This window comes from Paraflavisolibacter caeni (assembly GCF_025628885.1).
GTDB classification, from domain to species: Bacteria; Bacteroidota; Bacteroidia; order Chitinophagales; family Chitinophagaceae; genus Flavisolibacter; species Flavisolibacter caeni.
Genome location: NZ_JAOTIF010000021.1, coordinates 65,480 through 80,949, shown reverse-complemented (window position 1 = coordinate 80,949; position 15,470 = coordinate 65,480). Strand labels below are relative to the sequence as shown.

Below are 15,470 nucleotides of genomic sequence, written 5' to 3'. Positions count from 1 at the left end.
TATTGATTTTACTGTAATTAAAATTATTTTTAATTTTAATTACAGTAAAAGAGCTTCATAGACGTTTGGCCACTTTTCTTATTTTTTAATATAATTTAAATATAGAAACCAAAAAACAATTAAAAAACTCTACCATTCATTTAAAAATTTATTTTTTTAATTTAACAATCATAATATGAAGGACTATTTATTGACCCGTATTTAGAGGAAAGAATCTAAAATTTTACATGCGCAAAATTTGAAATTAGGAGTGAAAATGCCCGCTGATAAAAGATACAAATTTTGCACATTGTAATTTGTTCGTACTACACCATTATATTTGCTTCCTCCAAACTCGTAATATGGCTCAACAAATCGAGGACTTTGATGCGAATCTTGCCGGGGAAGAAGGAAAAACAGAAGAGACGAAAACCCGCTGGTTCAAACGTATTAAGAAAGGTATTTTAACGCCCTCTTCGGAAAAGAAAGAGGCTCCTGAAGGTTTATGGACAAAATGCCCTGATTGTAATTACATCTGTACAGTTAGTGATTTACGGGAAGCTCTTTTTGTATGCCCGAAATGCAACTACCACCATCGGATAGGTAGTTCTGAATACTATGAAATCCTATTTGACAACAAAGAATATCAAGAACTCTTTGTTAATATAATATCAAAAGACTTTCTTGGCTTTACAGATCTTAAACCCTATCAAAGGCGGCTTGAGGAAACTTGGGCAAAATCCGATCTGAAAGATTCCATGCGCGTAGCTGTTGGTAAAGTAAATGGAATAGAAATGGTAATTGCCTGCATGGACTTTGAATTTATAGGCGGCTCATTAGGAAGTGTCATGGGTGAAAAGTTTAGTCGGGCAGTTGATTACTGTATTGAGCATAAACTTCCTTATATGGTAATCAGCAAAAGTGGAGGAGCCCGCATGATGGAAAGTGCATTTTCACTGATGCAATTAGCAAAGACCAGTGGTAAACTTTCCCAATTATCAGATGCCAAACTTCCATATATTTCCATGTTAACAGACCCAACTTTTGGCGGTATTTCAGCCTCATTTGGTATGCTTGGCGACCTGAATATAGCGGAACCCGGAGCTCTAATTGGTTTTGCTGGTCCAAGGGTAATTAAAGAGACTATCAAGAAAGACTTGCCTGAAGGATTTCAGCGAAGTGAATTTATTTTAGAGCATGGCTTCCTTGATTTCATAGCAGACAGGAAAGAGTTGAAACAAAAGTTGAGTACAGTACTTTCATTATTCCAAAATTGAAAACAGCTCATCCAATGCTGTTTTTTCTGAATGTTATCTTTTATTGCAAATTGTGTTAGCAATAAAAAAACCTGTTAGTTTAAGGTTATGGCAGAAATTAAAAACCGAAATGCCTTTTATGAATATTTCATAATTGATAAATATACTGCTGGCATTGTACTTACAGGAACGGAAGTAAAATCTTTACGATCCGGCAAGGCCAGTTTTAATGATAGCTATTGTATTTTTCAAAAAGGAGAACTTTGGATTAAATCTTTCCACATTGCAGAATACACACATGGTACATTTAATAACCATGATCCATTAAGGGAACGAAAATTGCTTTTGAGTAAGCGCGAATTAAAACGTATAGAAAATAAATTAAAAGAACAAGGATATACCATAGTTCCACTTAGACTCTTTTTCAATGAGAAAAATATTGCAAAAGTAGAAATAGGTCTCGCCAAAGGGAAAAAACTACACGATAAAAGAGAAACAATCAAACAGAGAGAGTCGGACAGAGAGTTAAAACGCTATATAAAATAATTTTATACTAGGTTAACCCAAACCTTACTGAAATGAAAATAAAAATATTCTTTCCGATCCTACTCTTTCTGAGCAGCATTACTTACAGTCAAAACATTGTAGGCTTCTGGTATGGGAATGCTAATATCACTAACGGTGGTTCTGCTAATAATTATCTAATTGAATTAATACTAAAGCAAAACCAAGGCAACGTTCAGGGTATTTTAAATTATTATTTCCGCAATACTTTCCGGAGCATACAACTCAATGGTTCATATAACCCTACTACCAGGAAGTTAGCATTGCAAAACATCCCAATCACCTATTTTGCATCAACCAGCACTATGGAAGTAGATTGTATGATGGACTTTATTGCGACTCTACGTGTTGCGCAAGCTGGCTCAATATTGAATGGAACTTTTATGAGTAAAAAGGAATATAGAGCGACATGCCCTGAAATTTCCTTTAACCTTGCTTTGGATAAAAATATTTCACAACATGACTCAGTCGTAACAGCAATAAAGGAGTTTAAAGAAGTTTACCAAGTTTGGCAACCTGCTCCAGAAGATACTATAGTTGCTGCCACAGTGATTCAACGGCCGGTAGTCAATTATGTTGTCAATGCGCAGTATAAAGAAAGAGATAAGGTTGTAGAAAAAGAAATCTTGGTTGATGCAGATTCTGTGACAGTTGACTTTTACGATAATGGGGAAGTTGATGGAGATTCTATTTCTGTTTTTTATAATGATCAACTGATCACTTTTAACAGGAAGCTTAGTACCAGGTCTATTCAATTCAGACTTGGCCTAGATCCAACCAAGGAAGTCAATGAGATAACTATGTTTGCCGACAACCTTGGTTCTATTCCACCAAATACCGCTTTAATGTTGGTAAATGATGGTAAAAACAGATTTGATATCCGATTATCAAGTAACCTGCAAAAAAGTGCTACTGTGCGGTTAAAACGCAAGCCAGTTGCCAATACATCATCAACAAGCGGTGCACATCCTTAAACACTTTTTGACAATAAAAAGGGGCTGTATCATACTTTTGATACAGCCCCTTTTTATTTGGGTAGGTCATGGAATCAATTTTCATTTAAGCAATTCTCAGTTCCATCATATTGTATTTGAAACATCTACTTTTCAATTAATGATAACAGCAGCCTTATTTAACTAGTTGGATGTTGCTATCATAAATATTTATCGGATTAAAAAGATTAAAACAGTTCGGGCTGTTTTCCATCCAGCTTGATCTCCCATTCCATCATGACATTCTTATTTTGATCGATCAGTTTGGCACCAACAGCCTTCCATCCCATTACATCCACCATCTTAGCTAACTTGAATTTTGTGCTGCGGAGTTGCGCTCCCTTGCCCTGGTGAACAATCAGTACTGGTTCTTCCAAAGTTGAAACAGCTTCCAAAAGATTGCCTTTACCTTCCTTAATGAAAATAAAGCGCGAACGCAAAGAGGAAGTTTCAATACGGAATCGTTTTACATTATATTGCAATTTATCATTATCATAATAAACTGCAGTAATAATGCGCTCAGGATCAAACTTCTCTACCAATAAAACTTCCTCAGGTTTGAATCGTTGCGTCAATTCTTGATCGGTAATTTCATATGATCCATCAGTATAAATAACAAGTACTCTGTCTTCGGCATTAAAGTCGCCTAACTCAATACCTTTTCCATCATGATTGAGCCTTCCAAACTTATCATCAAACCATAATTTAATGCTACCTAAGGTTGCCACACCAGCTTCTTTAAATTTCACTTGTCGAACAGGATATTTAGTAACCTGGTTGCCAATGCTGTTTCGGCTCTTAATTTCTAATTCTTCAAAATAGAATTCGAACTCCTTATTACGGGCAGTGCAATTTGGACTTAAAACCACTCTCACCACTTCCGCTTCGCCATTTGGATTGACAGAAAAATAGTGCACCTTACTTTTTTCATTTCCTTTGGTAAGGTCGTACTCTTTATCGCGCGTAATACCCGTAACATTAAAACGCTTTGCGAAAGTGATACCACTTTCGCCATCTGTGTAGATCATGTTATAAGTAGTACGTTCATCGCCTTTACGGAAAACGGCCGCATAAATAATGTCTTTGCCAATGAACACTTTATCCTGAACCTTGACAATTTTCATAACGCCACGCTTTGTAAAAGCAATGATATCATCAAGATCAGAGCATTCAGCGAGAAATTCGTCTTTCTTCAAACTGGTTCCAATAAAACCTTCTATCCTATTCAAGAAAATACGACTGTTGGCGATAGCAACATGCTTGGCCTCAATAACTTCAAAAACTTTTATCTCTGTCTTCCGCTCTTTACCCTTTCCATATTTCTTTAAAAGATTATCAAAATATTTGATAGTAAAATCAGTCAGATGCTCCAGGTCAAAATTCACCTGGGCCATCTCATCTTCTAATCCTTTTATCTGATTGTTTAATTCATCAATATCCAATCTATAAATGCGACGAACAGGCTTTTCTGTAAGTTTCAAAATATCCTCACGGGAAATAGCCCTGCGTAATTGTTTAGCAAAAGGAACAAATGCTTTTCCTATGGCATCAATTACTTTATCCCAGGTTTCATGTTTCTTTTCTAATTCCTTGTAAATCTTTTCCTCAAAGAATATTTTCTCAAGAGAGGTATAGTGCCATTTTTCTGCTAATTCAGCCAGCTTAATTTCCAATTCCCTTTGCAGTAGATTCCTTGTATTATCAGCAGAAACCCGCAACAGCTCATTTACACTAACAAAATGTGGCTTTTGGTCAATGATAACACAAGTGTTTGGCGCTATGGAAATTTCACAATCAGTAAATTTATATAAGGCATCGATAGTAATATCTGGAGAAATACCTGGTGCAAGATCAACCTGTATTTCTACCTCGGCAGCAGTGTTGTCGATAACTTTTTTAATCTTGATCTTTCCCTGATCATTGGCCTTAACTATACTATCCATCATTTGAGCCGTGGTCACACCATAAGGAACGCTTTTGATCAGAAGCGTTTTCTTATCCATTTCTTCAATATGGACCCTCACTTTAACCCTACCACCACGTTTACCTTCATTATAATCTGTAACGTCAATCATTGCTCCTGTCAGGAAGTCCGGATAGAGATCAAACTTTTTTCCCTTTAAGTATTTGATTGAGGCCTCGCAGAGTTCAACAAAGTTGTGAGGCAAAATTTTGGTAGCTAAACCAACTGCAATCCCTTCTGCACCTTGAGCCAGTAATAGCGGAAATTTAACCGGAAGTGTAATAGGTTCATTCTTACGTCCATCATAACTCAATTGCCAATCAGTAGTTTTTGGATTGAAGAGGACATCAAGAGCAAACCTACTCAAACGTCCCTCAATGTAACGGGCTGCGGCCGCATCATCACCTGTGCGTATGTCCCCCCAGTTACCTTGGGTATCAATCAATAGGTCCTTTTGCCCCATATTTACCAATGCATCACCAATAGATGCATCACCATGAGGGTGATATTGCATTGTCTGACCAATAATATTGGCAACTTTGTTAAACCTGCCATCATCCATTTCCTTCATGGAATGCAGGATACGTCGTTGAACAGGTTTAAGACCATCCTCTAATGCTGGTACAGCTCGCTCAAGAATAACATAGGATGCATAATCCAGGAACCATGTTTTATACTGGCCATTAATGCCATTGTCTGTTTGAACGTGTTCGAAGTTTTTGTTTTTCGTAGTGCTCATTATTGTAACTAGTAATTAACTATTTAGTATTTTAATTGGAGTTTACTGTGTTTAAGATGTCAGATGCCGTTTTCACCTTTACCTCGAACTCCTTCCAACCTTTTGCCGGCTCGCCATTAATTTCAAGTTTACCTTCCTCTGCCAATACCTTCATGCGCCAAAGCATAAAAACATCACCTGTTTTAATTTTCATCTTTCCTAAAACATGATGCATAAAACGGTGGCCCTTTTGCCATTCAGGGGTTAGCGCATTCAGGATTTCCTGATCATAAAAGCTGGCTTCTTTACTTACAATCTTTTTCCCTCCTTCTAATATACGCACCATCCCGTTTTCTGTGCACAAACGGCTCCACTCATCAGGATCCACTTCAAATTCGCTAAGCGTAATAGTCCGGTTTAGCTTCTTAGCTTTTAGAAACTCTTTGGGCGGGATTTCGTGAATAGCTGTGGGATAAAAAATTGATCCCTTATCATTAATAAAAGGAAGATTATTCATGTACAGAACATAGATCCGTCCCTGAAATTCTTTTAATTGGGATATCAACCAATAATAACCACATACATCATGCTGATTCTGGCCCATCCAGATCCAAATGTTCAAAGCCGCATCTTCTTCTAATTGCTTTTTGAGATTATGGACAGTAAGGCGATCATTTACCATATCAGTAATATCACCATAAGGAGAATATAGGAGCAACTCCTTCCACCAGTCCCTACGTTGCTGCCAACCTTCTGCCTCATCCAGGTTTTCAATTGGGCCTACAGCATAATCATCACGAATCAACAACACTTCTCCTTGCAGGCTTTCATCCAGCTCAATTGCTTTTTTCAGTACATCGATATCAGCTTCCTGAAAAACGATGTGGAGGAGAGCAGACAAATGATCACCCGGGGCCTCTGATTCAGAGGAAGAGCGTTTCCGGCCCTTGCTCTCTTTGTTATTTTTGATTTGAGCAGACAATTTTGATCAATTTTATTTCAAAAGACATTCTCTTACCCCATTAACTAAAAGCCTTGGTCATATAGCGGTAAAAGGAATCATTAGGCAACATCAGTTGCATCCAGTTCAACTTTCAAATTATTAATAATGAACTCCTGACGCTCCATAGTATTTTTCCCCATGTAATATTCAAGAAGGTGCTGAATATGATCACCATGGTCAAGAATTACAGGCTGGAGTCGGATTTCATCACCTATGAAATTGCCAAACTCGTCAGGAGAAATCTCTCCTAATCCTTTAAAGCGGGTGATCTCAGGTTTGCCACCCAACTTTTTGACAGCCTTTTGCTTCTCCTGTTCAGAATAGCAATAAATTGTCTCTTGTTTATTTCGAACACGGAATAAAGGCGTTTCTAATATATAAATATGGTCCTTCTTTACCAGATCAGGGAAGAACTGTAAGAAGAAAGTCATCACCAGCAAACGAATGTGCATACCGTCCACGTCGGCATCAGTAGCAATCACAATGCGGTTAAAACGCAATCCATCCAGACCTTCTTCAATGTTCAGTGCGTGCTGCAACAGGTTCAATTCCTCATTCTCGTAAACCACTTTCTTAGTAAGGCCATAGCAGTTTAAAGGTTTACCCCTTAGGCTAAATACGGCCTGTGTTTCTACACTCCTAGCTTTTGTAATAGAACCACTCGCAGAATCTCCCTCTGTAATAAATATGGTAGATTCTTTCTGCAGAGCAAAAAAGGCCTCTTTACCTTTTACCGGAGGTTCATCATTAAAATGCACACGGCAGTCGCGCAGCTTACGGTTGTGCAGGTTAGCTTTTTTAGCCCGTTCATTTGCCAGTTTTTTAATGCCAGCGAGTTCTTTGCGTTCTCTCTCGCTTTGCTCAATACGTTTCTTTAGAGCTTCAGCTATTGGCTGGTTCTTATGCAAGAAGTTGTCCAGTTCCCTTGACAGGAAATCCTGCATAAACTGACGCATGGTTGGACCACCTTCATCAACATTAATGGATCCTAATTTGGTTTTTGTCTGGGATTCAAACACCGGCTCTACTACTCTAACTGCTACAGCAGCAACTATACTCTGGCGGATATCTGAAGCATCATAATCCTTTTTGAAGAAATCCCTAATCACTTTTACATAAGCTTCCCGGAAAGCTGCCTGGTGCGTACCACCCTGGGTTGTATGCTGACCATTCACAAAGCTGTAATAATCCTCACCATAATCATTATTATGTGTAAGGGCTATTTCAATATCCTCTCCTTTTAAATGAATAATCGGATATCGGCGCTCGTCCTCATTCACTTCCCTCTCCAGCAAGTCCCGTAAACCATTCTTACTGACGTAAGACTTTCCATTGAAGATGATGCGTAAGCCGGCATTTAAAAAGCAATAGTTCCAGATTTGCTTTTCAAGGTACTCCGGAATAAAATGAAAGTTCTTAAATACAGAATCATCCGGAATAAAGGTCACCATAGTACCATTATTCTGGTCTGTTCCCCTTTCCTTATGCTCTTTAATCAATAAGCCTCTTTCAAATTCAGCTTCTTTGATTTTGCCCTCTCTTACAGATGCTACTTTAAAATAATTACTTAAAGCATTAACTGCTTTTGTACCTACACCGTTCAATCCAACACTTTTCTGAAAGACCTTACTGTCATATTTGGCACCTGTGTTGATCTTGCTTACTACATCAACTACTTTTCCTAAAGGAATCCCTCTCCCATAATCACGGATTGTAACAGTTTTATCCTGAATAGTAATTTCAACTGTCTTCCCATTCCCCATGGTATACTCATCAATACAGTTATCAACCACTTCCTTAACTAATACATAAATGCCGTCATCGGGACTAGAACCATCTCCTAGTTTACCAATATACATACCGGGGCGCAACCTGATGTGTTCCCGCCAGTCGAGGCTTTTAATACTATCCTCGGTATAATCAAATAACTGCTTTTTAACTTCTGCCATTTGAATCCTCGCTCTGAAAAAGTTTATTTAAATTAAGCTCCAAACTTAGGTTATCTATTGGTTTATTTCTCCTACTTTTTACTAACAAACTATAAAATTTCCAGTTTGGAGGGTACCTAAAGGCACCTTAAAAATACATGCAAATATACAAAAAAGACAGGTTAAATTGCTAATAATTTTAGCCTAAAACCATAATTCCATTCTTTGCAACAGCCATGTAACATATTGATTATCAGCCATTAACTAAATTTTTTCTTTTTCTTAGAATTTACACTGAATCAATAAAACCAAAAACCCTAATTTTGGCGCGGATTACAGCTATTTAGAGGGCAGTAATGCCCCTACCCCACTACCCATTAATATCAGACTAAACCCATTGTAAGAGTTAATAAAACCACCAAAATTTGGAGGAGAGATGTGTATGTATTCGTATGGTTTGCTGGAACCGGGTTGTTATTATCTAATCCAGGAAGAAAGTGATTCAGCTATTTCTTTGATCAAGGTGACCATGAAGACTGATCATTGCATGTATGTTTTTACTTATGACGACCAAATGGTAACCGGCTGGAGGCGCAAAGGCGATCCCATTCATGATATTATTGAATGTTTGACCGATGAAGCTGTGGAAGAATGGGAAAAACATTACAATAATAATGAAGGCGCTTATTATGAGGAGGATGAAGAATAACTAAAACCGTTTCAAGAAAAACAATTAAAAGAGAAAAAGAGGGTCAGGTTAAATTTACCCTTCGATCAATGGGCTTCACTCTTATAAAAACCTGATCTTTCTTTTTCTCTTTATTTTTAGTTCATTATCCTCACATGTCGTAACTCCAGGAGATTCAATGCATTAGGTTTAAACCCTTCAACATTAGGCTGCACAAGTCTGATTACCACATCGTACCAGAGCGGTACAACTGGAGCATCATCTATTACAAGCTGATCTGCAGATCTATAAAGTTGATAACGAAGTGTATCATTAGTTTCCGCCAAAGCCTTTTCGAACAAATCATCAAAAGCCGGGTTTCTGTACCTGGTATAGTTAGGCGGTGCCGGATTCTTTGAATAAAATACTGATAAATAATTTTCTGCATCCGGATAATCCGCTATCCAACTACCTCTAAAAAAAAGTGCACGCGAGTTAGAAGTCATTTCTAATAGAAAAGACTTCTGGACAATTTCTACCTCAACCCTAATTCCTATTTCTTCCATTTGCTTTGCAACATAATCTGCCATTTCGGCATAGACCGGAATAGAGACCAGTTTTATAGGGGGTGGTGGATTGCCGGCCCCAAAGTGAGCTTCCTGTAAAAGCTTTCTTGCCAATTCTGGATTGTAATGATATCCTTTCACTTTTGAAGAATCAAACGAAGGTAAACCAGCAGGCACAAAACCAGAATTGGCAGGAATTCCTATAGAATTCCGGAGATAAAGGATCATTTTTCCTCTATCAAACCCATAATTTATGGCCTGTCGCAGCTTTTTATATTGGGTTGGAGATTGTTTTACCAGCGCATTTGAAGAATCTACAAGGAAACCAAAGTATTCTACATTTAAATAAGGGTGGGTCTGCAGTATCACTTTTCCCTCCCAGTTCCTGCGCAATTTTCCTTGCTTGGTCAAGACCTCGTCTTTAAAAGATGCATCAATATCGTTAATGAATTCTAGTTTTCCCTGTCTGAATAAAAGGAACTCAGTTGCCCTACTATCATTAAAACTTACTTTAATGCCGTCAAGGTAAGGTAAACGTCTTCCCAGACTATCCCTTTCAAAGTAAACCGGGTTTCTTTTCAGGATCAATGCCTGCCCCTCTTCCCAGGCAACAAACTGAAAAGGACCGGTGCCAACTGGATGTCTACGAAAATCTTTACCATACTTTTCGATCGCTTCCCGGGGCACAATAGAGCAATATTGCATAGAAAGAATGCCTAATATGGGTTGATATGGGCGCAATAGCTTCAACTGGAACACAGTATCATTCAAGGCTTTAAATCCCTGGGAATCAATTTTGTTATTAAAGATCCACGCACCCGGGCTGGCTGTTTTGGGATCCCTTAACCTCAGGAAACTATAAACAACATCATAAGCCGTCAATTTTCTGCCTCTGCCATTTGGAAATGCTGCATCATTATGAAAGAATACATCATTGCGTAAATAAAACAAATAGGTTTTCCTGTCTTCTGAAATTGTCCAATGTTTTGAAAGAGAAGGTTTCAACTCCAGGTTACTGTCTACCTCTACCAAAGTATTGTACAATTGGTGCACAGGCCACATAATAGACTGGTTCTTAGCAAATGCCGGGTCCAGGGACACTATACCAGTAACCTCATTATAATGAAAATACCTACCATGCTCTTTCTGACTGTTGTAGCAGGACACCAAAAAGATGGCAATTGAAAAGAAAAATGCTAAATATTTATATGAGTGGAACATTCTTTAACTGGCAAGCGTCTAAATTAGCGAAGTATTTGTTTTATTGGCCAACAACAAAAATGAAAAAAGTGCTCCCTATGCCTATTTCTTCCAGACTTATTCCTTACCCATTGATGCTTTTCACTTGCATTTTGTTTGTGATCCAAACTTCCTGCGCCCAACCTTTAAATAAAAAAGAAGAGTATAGTAATCAGGATTCGTTGCGTGGAAGTATCACGCGGGAAAGAGCCTGGTGGGATGTAGTTTCTTATGATATAGCTATAACCCCCGATTTTACTAACAGGAGCATTGAAGGCAAGAATGATATTCAATTTAAAGTAACAGCGCCAGGTGATGTCATGCAAATAGACCTTCAACACCCTATGGATATCACAAAAGTCACCTGGAGAGGTAAGGGCTTATCGATGACTAGAAATGGGAATGTTTACCATATCACCTTTCCTTCTGCAATGAAACCTGGTTCTATTGAAAAAGTAACTATCGAATATAAAGGGAAGCCCCGGATAGCTAATAACCCACCATGGGATGGAGGGTGGATCTTTACAAAAGACAAACTGGGAAGGCCCTGGATGAGCGTTGCCTGTCAAGGGTTAGGCGCATCAGTTTGGTACCCGTGTAAGGATCACCAAAGTGATGAACCGGATAGTGCTTCTATTTCAATAGAAGTTCCCGATACGCTGGTTGCAGTAGCCAATGGGCAACTGGCAGAACAAAAAAGTTATAGACCAGGAATGACCACCTATAAGTGGACTGTCAGGAATCCAATCAATAATTATAATATTATACCATATATAGGTAAGTATATAAATTGGACTGAGACCTACCAAGGAGAAAAAGGACCACTAGCCTGTAGTTATTGGGTTTTAGATTATAATGAATCAAAAGCAAGGAAACAATTTAGCCAGGGTATACAAACATTGAAAGCCCTGGAATATTGGTTTGGCCCCTACCCTTTTTATGAAGACGGGTATAAACTAGTTGAATCTCCACATCTTGGAATGGAACACCAAAGTGCCGTAGCCTATGGAAATGGATATATAAATGGTTACAAAGGGCAGGATCTGTCTGGTACCGGTTGGGGATTGAAGTGGGATTATATCATAGTGCATGAAAGCGGGCATGAATGGTTTGGCAATAACATCACCACAAAAGATATTGCTGATATGTGGGTGCATGAAGGATTTACAGATTATTCAGAAACCCTATTCACTGAATATTATTACGGCAAAGAGGCAGGGGCCACATACATACAGGGCTTAAGAAAAAATATTCTCAACGACAAGCCCATAATCGGGAAATATGGTATCAACCAGGAAGGCAGTGGTGATATGTACTACAAAGGGGCTAACCTGGTACATACAATCCGTCAAATTATTAATGATGACAATCAATTCAGATCTATTTTAAGGGGATTGAATAAGGAATTCTATCATCAAACTGTTACGACCAAACAGGTTGAAAATTATATCAACAAACAAAGCGGAAAGGATTTTTCCAAAACATTTGACCAATATCTGCGTACAACACAAGTACCCACTTTAGAGTTAAAAATAGATGACTCCTCCCTTAAATATAAATGGAGTCATTGCATTTCAGGGTTCAATATGCCTGTAAAACTATCGAATGGGCTATGGCTTTACCCTACCACAGAATGGAGAAAGCTGAAAACAGAAGAAGAATTGACAAAGGGACTCTCTGCGGATAAGAACTTTTATATATCGGTCAAAAGGTTGTAGTGGGTGTTTTCAAAGGAAGTTGGAGTTGGTGGGGAGTTAAGGGCATAGTAGGGCCCCGCCGTAAGTATATGGTAGATACGCCTTAGGTACGGAGTAGATACGGAGTATATATGGAGTATCTAGGGAGTAGGTACGGCTAATGTTTACTATAACTCTACTATAAGTTTACTATAACTTTACTGTAAGTTTTCTATAAGATTACTATAAGGGCTCTATAAAACCACTGCAAATGGGTGGGAAAATGTTCGGAATGACGAATGGGACAAAGGAAGGGAGTGTCTGGAAAATTGGGATAGGTAGACTTCTGCAACTAGAGATGAATTATCGGAACATGGATTTGGAAGGAAGTTAGGCGCGAGTTTGCCAGAGTTTGAAGTCTGTTTTCAGAGAGAAGTTGGAGAATTGATAGATATGGCGCATAAAGATTTTGGGAAAGATCTGAAAGATTGATTGAGTTCAAATAATGGATCAAAATCATTGTTCTGACTTACTTTTACCGCATGAGTACCATCCGTAGGCAAAGTATTATTTCTTCTTTTGTTGTTTATTTTGGCTTTGCACTCGGCTTTTTAAACACTTACCTATTTACCAGGGAAGGTGGCGGCTTTACCAAAGAACAGTATGGTTTAACAGCCACATTCATCGCCATAGCTAATATTATGCATTCGGTGGCAAGCCTTGGGATGCCATCTTTTATTAGCAAGTTTTTTCCATATTATAAAGCGAGACTTGACCGAAGCAATAATGATATGCTTGGGGTTGCTTTACTTTTTAATTGTATAGGATTTTTATTTGTAATCATCTTTGGCTTTGCTTTTAAGGATATTGTCATTGAACGCTTTAACAACTCGCCGGATGTCCAGGTGTATTACAATTGGTTATTTATTTTCGGTTTTGGTCTTACCATTTATACATTGTTGGAATCATATGGCTGGCAGATCAGAAAAGCGGTGCTCACCACCTTTCTTCGAGAAGTTCTCTTCAGAGCATTTACGACAACTTTAATATTAGCGATGACATTTGGTATTATAACAAAATTTGATATTTTCATTAAAGTATATTCGTTTAACTACTTATTTATTGCATTAGTTCTGTTTGCCTATATCCTGTTTACGAAAAAGGGCAAACTTGTTTTCAAGATCAGCAGGGTTACCGAAAAGTTCTTTAATAAAATTTTATCCATCTGTTCTCTTACCTGGACAGGAGGATTGATTTCCAATGTATCAAGGGTTTTTGACACCTTAATAATTGCAGCCATTTTGCCCAATGGATTAGGTCATGCCGCCATTTTCACGCTTGGTCAATTTATCAGCAGCCTGATCCAGGCACCGCAACGGGGCATCATTTCAGCTTCGATAGGTCCACTTTCGCAGGCGTGGCGTGAAAAAAATATGGAGAAGATCGACCAGGTGTATCACCGGTCTTCCATCAACCAGCTTGTGTTTTCAACGGCTATGTTTTGCCTGATCTGGCTCAACTTTGAAGATGGCATTACTACTTTTCATTTGCAACCGGACTACCTCCAAGCAAAACATGTATTCCTGTTCATTGGCTTAAGCTGCATTATTGACATGGGAACAGGTCTGAACAGCCAGATCATTGGCACTTCAACATATTGGCGGTTTGAGTTTATTTCCAGCCTGGTATTGCTGGGGTTCTCGTTACCCCTTAATTACTTTCTAACCAAGCACCTTGGAATTGTTGGACCCGCTATATCTAACTTAGTAGCACTCACTGCTTATAATTTTATCCGTTACCTCTTTTTACTAAGAAGGTTCAATCTGCAACCATTTACAGCCAAAAGCCTATATACCATTATTCTTGCAGCGGGCTGTTATATTATTTGCTTCTGGTTGTTTGACTCTTACAGGGGACTCGAATGGATGATCGTTCGTAGTTTGCTTTACCTCGTTTTGTTTGGTGCAGGCGCGATCATCCTGAAACTTTCTCCTGATGTGCTACATTTATGGGACGCAATAGTCAATAAATTAAAAGGCAATAAACAACAATAAGTATATGTAAAAAGCTGAAGGCGTACCACAGATCTTTAGCTATTCTATGATACGCCTCCAAATAATATAGAAAATGATTTGTATTAATTGAGCATTGCCAATATATTACTTTCCTGTTTGATATAACGGCCATATCTAACAATGCGCTTGCTCCAATAGCTATCCTCCAGGCTGGTAATGGTAACGCCGTCAGACGTAGAAGCATGAACAAACTTATTATTCTGAAGGTACATACCTACATGTGAAACACCGCCTCTCGTATTAAAGAAAATCAGGTCGCCTTCTTTTAATTCATCTCTGGTAATAGGCATGGTAGCATCATATTGCTCTTTTGTAGTACGAGGCATTCCTATTTTATAATGAGCGGAGAAAATTGCCTGAACAAAGGCCGAGCAATCAATACCAGCTTTTGTAGTGCCGCCAAAGCGGTAACGTGTCCCCAGCCAATTATCAATATTTTGAAATAGCGCAATGTTTTGGACCTGCTCGACTTCTGCATCCAGCAAAATGGCATATTTAAATTGAAGCTTGGAAAGGCTTTCAATGATTGAAGAGGAAATTAGCTCACTCTTTATTGTTTCAATAACAGGTTCAGAAACTTTTGCCAATTTTTCAGTAGGTGAAGGAGGAATATCTAAAAATATATCGTCTAGAAATTTAACCTCTGATTTAGAAGAATGGTGGGTACTTTGTTTGGATTTCTGTGCGCAGACAGGATTAAAACCGGTGATTCCCAGCAAACCAAAAGATACAATCAGGGTTTTTACCATGGAGGGGTTTTAGGATTAAAATTGAATGAGAGCAAAAATAATGCAACTCTTTCAGAGTTGTGAATTAAATGGGAGTTTTTTGTTAACAACTATTA

General features: G+C 38.3%; 11 protein-coding genes. 6 read left to right on the top strand and 5 right to left on the bottom strand.

Annotation, left to right across the window (positions count from 1 at the left end; genetic code table 11):
- Positions 1-341 precede the first annotated feature (341 nt).
- The 3 genes from accD (at position 342) to OCK74_RS20650 (ending at position 2,773) form a co-directional block, all read left to right on the top strand.
- Positions 342-1,256, top strand: coding sequence for an acetyl-CoA carboxylase, carboxyltransferase subunit beta (gene accD / locus OCK74_RS20660; RefSeq protein ID WP_279298986.1), 915 nt, complete (start codon positions 342-344; stop codon positions 1,254-1,256).
- Between the two features lie 87 nt (positions 1,257-1,343).
- Positions 1,344-1,781: an SsrA-binding protein SmpB gene (smpB, locus tag OCK74_RS20655; RefSeq protein WP_279298985.1), complete on the top strand. Its 438-nt coding sequence runs from the start codon at positions 1,344-1,346 to the stop codon at positions 1,779-1,781.
- Positions 1,782-1,813: 32 nt separating this feature from the next.
- Positions 1,814-2,773 carry a hypothetical protein gene (locus OCK74_RS20650; protein WP_279298984.1) on the top strand — a complete coding sequence of 320 codons (960 nt, stop codon included), beginning with the start codon at positions 1,814-1,816 and terminating at the stop codon, positions 2,771-2,773.
- Between the two features lie 206 nt (positions 2,774-2,979).
- Here the strand turns inward: OCK74_RS20650 and OCK74_RS20645 are convergent, their stop codons facing one another.
- From OCK74_RS20645 to OCK74_RS20635, 3 genes are all read right to left on the bottom strand, one after another.
- Positions 2,980-5,493: a DNA gyrase/topoisomerase IV subunit A gene (locus OCK74_RS20645; protein ID WP_279298983.1), complete on the bottom strand. Its 2,514-nt coding sequence runs from the start codon at positions 5,491-5,493 to the stop codon at positions 2,980-2,982.
- Positions 5,494-5,524: 31 nt separating this feature from the next.
- Positions 5,525-6,454 (bottom strand): DUF1835 domain-containing protein, encoded by a 930-nt coding sequence (locus tag OCK74_RS20640; RefSeq protein WP_279298982.1) that lies wholly within the window; start codon positions 6,452-6,454, stop codon positions 5,525-5,527.
- Positions 6,455-6,534: 80 nt separating this feature from the next.
- Positions 6,535-8,424 carry a DNA topoisomerase IV subunit B gene (locus OCK74_RS20635; protein WP_279298981.1) on the bottom strand — a complete coding sequence of 630 codons (1,890 nt, stop codon included), beginning with the start codon at positions 8,422-8,424 and terminating at the stop codon, positions 6,535-6,537.
- 415 nt (positions 8,425-8,839) lie between these two features.
- Between OCK74_RS20635 and OCK74_RS20630 the strand changes: the two genes are divergently transcribed.
- The gene (locus tag OCK74_RS20630) at positions 8,840-9,112 is read left to right on the top strand and encodes a hypothetical protein (protein ID WP_279298980.1); all 273 of its coding nucleotides are present in this window, start codon (positions 8,840-8,842) and stop codon (positions 9,110-9,112) included.
- A gap of 116 nt (positions 9,113-9,228) precedes the next feature.
- On the opposite strand, the gene OCK74_RS20625 is transcribed toward OCK74_RS20630, so the two are convergent.
- Positions 9,229-10,803, bottom strand: coding sequence for an ABC transporter substrate-binding protein (locus tag OCK74_RS20625; protein WP_279299024.1), 1,575 nt, complete (start codon positions 10,801-10,803; stop codon positions 9,229-9,231).
- Between the two features lie 41 nt (positions 10,804-10,844).
- Here OCK74_RS20625 and OCK74_RS20620 point away from each other — a divergent pair, with 41 nt between their 5' ends.
- Positions 10,845-12,593: a M1 family metallopeptidase gene (locus OCK74_RS20620; RefSeq protein WP_279298979.1), complete on the top strand. Its 1,749-nt coding sequence runs from the start codon at positions 10,845-10,847 to the stop codon at positions 12,591-12,593.
- Between the two features lie 500 nt (positions 12,594-13,093).
- The gene (locus tag OCK74_RS20615; RefSeq protein ID WP_279298978.1) at positions 13,094-14,605 is read left to right on the top strand and encodes a lipopolysaccharide biosynthesis protein; all 1,512 of its coding nucleotides are present in this window, start codon (positions 13,094-13,096) and stop codon (positions 14,603-14,605) included.
- An 83-nt stretch (positions 14,606-14,688) separates the two neighbouring features.
- Here OCK74_RS20615 and OCK74_RS20610 read toward each other — a convergent pair whose 3' ends face one another.
- Positions 14,689-15,375, bottom strand: a complete 687-nt coding sequence (locus OCK74_RS20610) for a C40 family peptidase (protein ID WP_279298977.1) — start codon at positions 15,373-15,375, stop codon at positions 14,689-14,691.
- Positions 15,376-15,470: the final 95 nt, after the last annotated feature.

Bases quoted from the DNA above. Each gene is read 5' to 3' on its own strand.
- accD (WP_279298986.1), top strand. From the start codon at position 342: ATGGCTCAACAAATCGAGGACTTTGATGCGAATCTTGCCGGGGAAGAA.
- smpB (WP_279298985.1), top strand. From the start codon at position 1,344: ATGGCAGAAATTAAAAACCGAAATGCCTTTTATGAATATTTCATAATT.
- OCK74_RS20650 (WP_279298984.1), top strand. From the start codon at position 1,814: ATGAAAATAAAAATATTCTTTCCGATCCTACTCTTTCTGAGCAGCATT.
- OCK74_RS20645 (WP_279298983.1), bottom strand. From the start codon at position 5,493: ATGAGCACTACGAAAAACAAAAACTTCGAACACGTTCAAACAGACAAT.
- OCK74_RS20635 (WP_279298981.1), bottom strand. From the start codon at position 8,424: ATGGCAGAAGTTAAAAAGCAGTTATTTGATTATACCGAGGATAGTATT.
- OCK74_RS20630 (WP_279298980.1), top strand. From the start codon at position 8,840: ATGTGTATGTATTCGTATGGTTTGCTGGAACCGGGTTGTTATTATCTA.
- OCK74_RS20620 (WP_279298979.1), top strand. From the start codon at position 10,845: ATGAGTGGAACATTCTTTAACTGGCAAGCGTCTAAATTAGCGAAGTAT.
- OCK74_RS20615 (WP_279298978.1), top strand. From the start codon at position 13,094: ATGAGTACCATCCGTAGGCAAAGTATTATTTCTTCTTTTGTTGTTTAT.
- OCK74_RS20610 (WP_279298977.1), bottom strand. From the start codon at position 15,375: ATGGTAAAAACCCTGATTGTATCTTTTGGTTTGCTGGGAATCACCGGT.